We start from the raw sequence: 4511 nt of genomic DNA on the forward strand, positions 1-4511 counted from the left end.
ACTAAATATTTGACTATGTTGAATTTAACCACCATATAAACCCTTATAGATTTAGAATTACTTAAGAGTAGGCATTTCATTCCTATTAAAGAAAGACGGTGAAATAAATAAGTATTCTTTAATACAGTTAGGCTGACGAGGTACTCAATGCGCGCCATCAAACATATTCATAATGATAAAGCACCGCATTGGGTCGGCGATGGTTTTTATGTCAAAACTTTGTTTAATCATTTAGATAACGAAGCTGATTTTAATTATCAGCATACCGATCCGTTTTTATTATTGGACTATGGTCAGCCGACCACCTTTGCGCCAAATCCAAACCATGAGAAAGAGCCGCACGGTATCGGACAGCATCCGCATAAAGGTTTTGAGACGGTGACGATTGCCTACGCCGGCGAGATTAGCCATGCCGATTCGGCTGGCGGTTGTGGCATCATCAAAGAAGGCGATGTGCAATGGATGACCGCAGGGCGCGGCATCATGCACGAAGAATTCCACTCGCCCGACTTTAGCCGCCGTGGTGGACTTTTTAGCATGGTGCAATTATGGGTCAATTTGCCAAGCGCCCATAAGCTGACTGCGCCTAAATATCAAACGCTAAAACGCGCTGATTTGCCTATCGTTGATTTAAGCAATAGTGAAAATGGACATGCTATTGGTCAAGCGAGGATTATTGCAGGCAAATGGCAAAATACGACAGGCGCGGCAAGTACCTTTACGTCAATCAATATGTGGGATATTGCCTTACATAGCGCTGGCTCAACGACGCTAAAAGTACCAAACAGCCATAATATCATGATATTGGTACAAGAAGGCACGCTACTGGTTAATGATAAGTCAGTAAGTGCAGGCAGTCTGATTCAGTTTACAGCCCCGACTGATACTGATATCGCTATTGACTCTGCTAATGAACAATCAGCAACGCAGGTAAGCGATAGTATTAAGTTGACGTACCCCAAGCTAGCTAATGATAAGCTTTCTGGTGATAAGCCATCGTCAAGCATAGTTAAATTGTTGCTGTTAAGCGGTGAGCCGATCGGCGAACCAGTGGCAGGCTATGGTCCGTTTGTCATGAATACCCAAGCAGAGCTGCACCAAACCTTTCGTGATTATCAAACGGGTAACTTTGGTAAATAGCTAAATATTACCCATTAAAAAAGCCACCTTACTGTTGTTAGCAAGGTGGCTTTTTATTCATTATCGCTTTATTTTAATCGATAAAGCCAATTTAAAATGGCTATCCGATAATATTTAAGCCTGTTTTAAAAAAGGATAATCGGTATAGCCTTCTGTACCGCCGCCATAAAAGCTTTGTGGATGTTGCTCATTGAGCGGCGCGCCTTCGCGAATACGCTCTGCTAAGTCCGGATTGGCAATATAATCACGGCCAAAAGCCACGGCATCGATATAGCCATCCTTAATATTTTGCTCGGCTTTTTCAGGGGTATAACCACCCGCAGCAATAATCATTTGCCCAAAAGCGTCACGAACGCGCTGACGGAATTCTGTGCTATAAGGCGTACCACCTGCCCAATCAGGCTCAGATAGATGCAGATACATCAGCCCGCGCTTATTGATTTGCTCAATAAGCCAAATATTTTCGTCTTCATGGTAGCCTGCTTCGACATTATTAAAGGTACCAAGCGGTGACACGCGAATACCAACATGGTCAGCGTCCCATGCAGCCACGCAAGCATCGATAACATCAAGGGTCAAACGCGCACGGTTTTCGCGGCTACCGCCATATTCATCATCACGTTGGTTGGTTTGCTCAACCCAAAACTGATGCAACAGATAACCATGCGCGCCATGAATCTCTACGCCATCAAACCCTGCTTGTTTGGCATTTTTAGTCGCAAGCCCAAAGTCAGCGATAACTTGCTTTACTTCCTCAAGCGTGGCTGGACGCGGGGTTGTAGATTCAACGCGTATCGGTTGATTATTACTGTCACGCAATGTCGTGCGCACGCCCACATGAACATCAGACGCTGAAATAGGCGCCTTGCCTTCCGGCTGGACGCTTTCATGTGAGACCAAACCGGTGTGCCATAGCTGCACGACAATCTTACCGCCTTTAGCATGGACATTATCAACGATGGTTTTCCATGCCGTCGTCTGATCTTCGGTATGAATACCAGGCGCGCCTGCATAGCCTTTTGCTTGAAAAGAAACCTGCGTTGCTTCGGTAATGACCAATCCTGCGCCACTACGCTGGGCATAATATTCACTGGCTAGTGCCGTAGGAACATCGCCCGGCTCGACCGCACGTAAGCGGGTTAAGGGAGCCATAATGATGCGATTTTTTAGAGTTTGAGTGCCCATTTTTACGGGTTCGAATAAGGTATCGTGTGCCATGAGGAGCCTTGTTTGTTGTTATAAAAATAGATTTATAAAAGTTATTGAGCATTGATAAATAGCCAGGCTAATTGTTAAGACAGCCATTTATCAGCCGAGTTCTTTATAAGGGTAGATACCGTGATTCCAAGCAATATTTACAAACAAAAACACCAGCATAAATGAGAGGGTTCTACAACATCATACAAACAGGCATCACTAACTGCACATTAATAGAAAAACCATTTTTAATTAATAAATTCAATTGGAAAATCAAGCCACTGTTCAGCGATAGTTTCATGAGTGACATTGACCATATGCACATAAATACCATTAATCCTTGTTGGCTGATGAAATTTAAAGCTCTTAGTAATTGTGCCAATTGTTTTATTTTTAGGCATTTCTCCAGAGTCATATCTACCCGGTGCTTCGTGATCCATGGTTGCAGTTGCCCAAACCATCGTCTCGTGATCAGCAGTGTTTCGATAGTCAATAACTACATCAATTGATTCACCGATGCGCACTTGAGCGTTGGGTCTTATGGTCATTCTATTGACCTTTATTTCTTTTATACGTACTTTTGACCCTTTTCCATCCTCTTTTAACACCGCTCTCTCTGGATTGGGTATCAGGTTATAATTTACCGCTCTAGTTTCATATAGTATATCTTGACCACTATAATGCATGACATGAATAGCGACACTATCCAGCATCCCCTCATTTGACACTGTAAAACAACGTGATACAACCCCGCTGCCAGATTCAAAACCAGACGGATCATAAGTTCCACCCATCCCTTCAGTATCAGCATGTGCCCAGATCTGTACCAGTTTTCCTTTGAGATTGCTTTTATAAAAAATATTGACTTTAATCTCATCTCCTACCATTACCTTAGCAGATGTTGAAGGACTAAAACTCACTCTAGTAATTTGAAAATTGGCAAACTCAGGACTATCATCGATAAACCCTAGTGTGAGACCTAAATGGATATACAAGCTGTGAAACCATCCCAAAATCGCCTCTAGCATAACTTTCCTTAAAATTTTTAATATTAGCACACTCATTTATTATGTACGTTAATTACATTATAAATCCACATAATTCGGCTAATAAAAAAGGTAATCTGTGAAAAGATGGTTTATATTTTATGAAACAATCCATTTAAGCCAACATATAAGTATTTCTAAATGACAGTTAAAACTCTAACTGCATTGTTATATATGAACGAAAGATTCATTCCCAATATGCTTAGACAGTCCCTTTTTAGTAGCTTGTTAATCATTTAAAGGAAGCATTTCATGCAAAAAACCATATTAGCGCTGGCAATAGGGTTAAGTTTTCTTTTAGGTATGAGCGCATGCCAACCCAAATCCGATACGTCATCTGAATCAAGTGAGGCAAAGAATACAGAACAATTCAATACACCGATGCCCTTAGAAAAGTCAGCAACCAAAACGACTACCGCAACAGACTCAGCGCTAGACGCCAAAAATTGTTTAGAGTTAAGTAAGTCTATGAAAAAGGTAGATGACACTAGCAAAATTGAAGCGATTTACGCCATTCAAAAACAACTAAAAGCCTGTTTGCCAACGGCCAGTAATGCCGAAGTATTGAATTTACTAAAAGACTATCAAGCGATGTATGAGCGTTTTTTGTGGGATGATGCTGCAATCAATGAAACGGATTTTGATGAAGATTACTATGATGTTATGTACGCCTTAGAATGGAACGAAAAAGTGCCCGAAGAAAAACTACAAAAAATGAGTGCGCGCACACGCTACTTGATTGGTCTCATCCAAAATGATGCCGATGTGAGAGTTTATAATTTAGGCGAAGGTTACTATGCCTTTAGTCATGATTTGAAAGCCATGGCAGATATCTTTACCCCTTATCTACGTCCTGACCAAAAAGCATTCATTCAGCGGATGGCAAAGGATAATCAAGAAATCTTTTGGAGCGATGCCGCCATTACGACCTCGTTTGCAGAGTTGGTTGAGCGCGCACAGTTTTGGGAAGATTATATAACGCGTTATCCAAATGGTTACGCGGTGAAAGACGCCAAGATTTTATTAGATTTATATCGTTATGCTCTGTTTTTTGGTTCAGACAATACAAGATGGACGGATGATGACATTCGCGAGTTTCTGGAACCAGACTGTAAGCAGACGATGATT

General features: G+C 41.7%; 3 protein-coding genes and 1 pseudogene. 2 read left to right on the forward strand and 2 right to left on the reverse strand.

Going from position 1 to position 4511, the window contains the following annotated elements; all coding sequences use genetic code 11:
• The first annotated feature begins 147 nt into the window (after positions 1-147).
• The gene (locus tag V7D75_RS05150) at positions 148-1140 is read left to right on the forward strand and encodes a pirin family protein (protein ID WP_333613687.1); all 993 of its coding nucleotides are present in this window, start codon (positions 148-150) and stop codon (positions 1138-1140) included.
• 114 nt (positions 1141-1254) lie between these two features.
• On the opposite strand, the gene V7D75_RS05155 is transcribed toward V7D75_RS05150, so the two are convergent.
• A complete protein-coding gene (locus V7D75_RS05155) occupies positions 1255-2358 on the reverse strand; it encodes an alkene reductase (RefSeq protein ID WP_333613688.1) in 1104 nt (367 codons plus the stop codon).
• Positions 2359-2585: 227 nt separating this feature from the next.
• On the reverse strand, positions 2586-3365 hold the full coding sequence (locus tag V7D75_RS05160; protein WP_333613689.1) for a hypothetical protein: 780 nt from the start codon (positions 3363-3365) through the stop codon (positions 2586-2588).
• A gap of 270 nt (positions 3366-3635) precedes the next feature.
• Here V7D75_RS05160 and V7D75_RS05165 point away from each other — a divergent pair.
• Positions 3636-4511: pseudogene (locus V7D75_RS05165) on the forward strand (hypothetical protein); the annotation flags it as partial.

The organism is Psychrobacter sp. (genome assembly GCF_036731945.1).
Lineage (GTDB): Bacteria > Pseudomonadota > Gammaproteobacteria > Pseudomonadales > Moraxellaceae > Psychrobacter.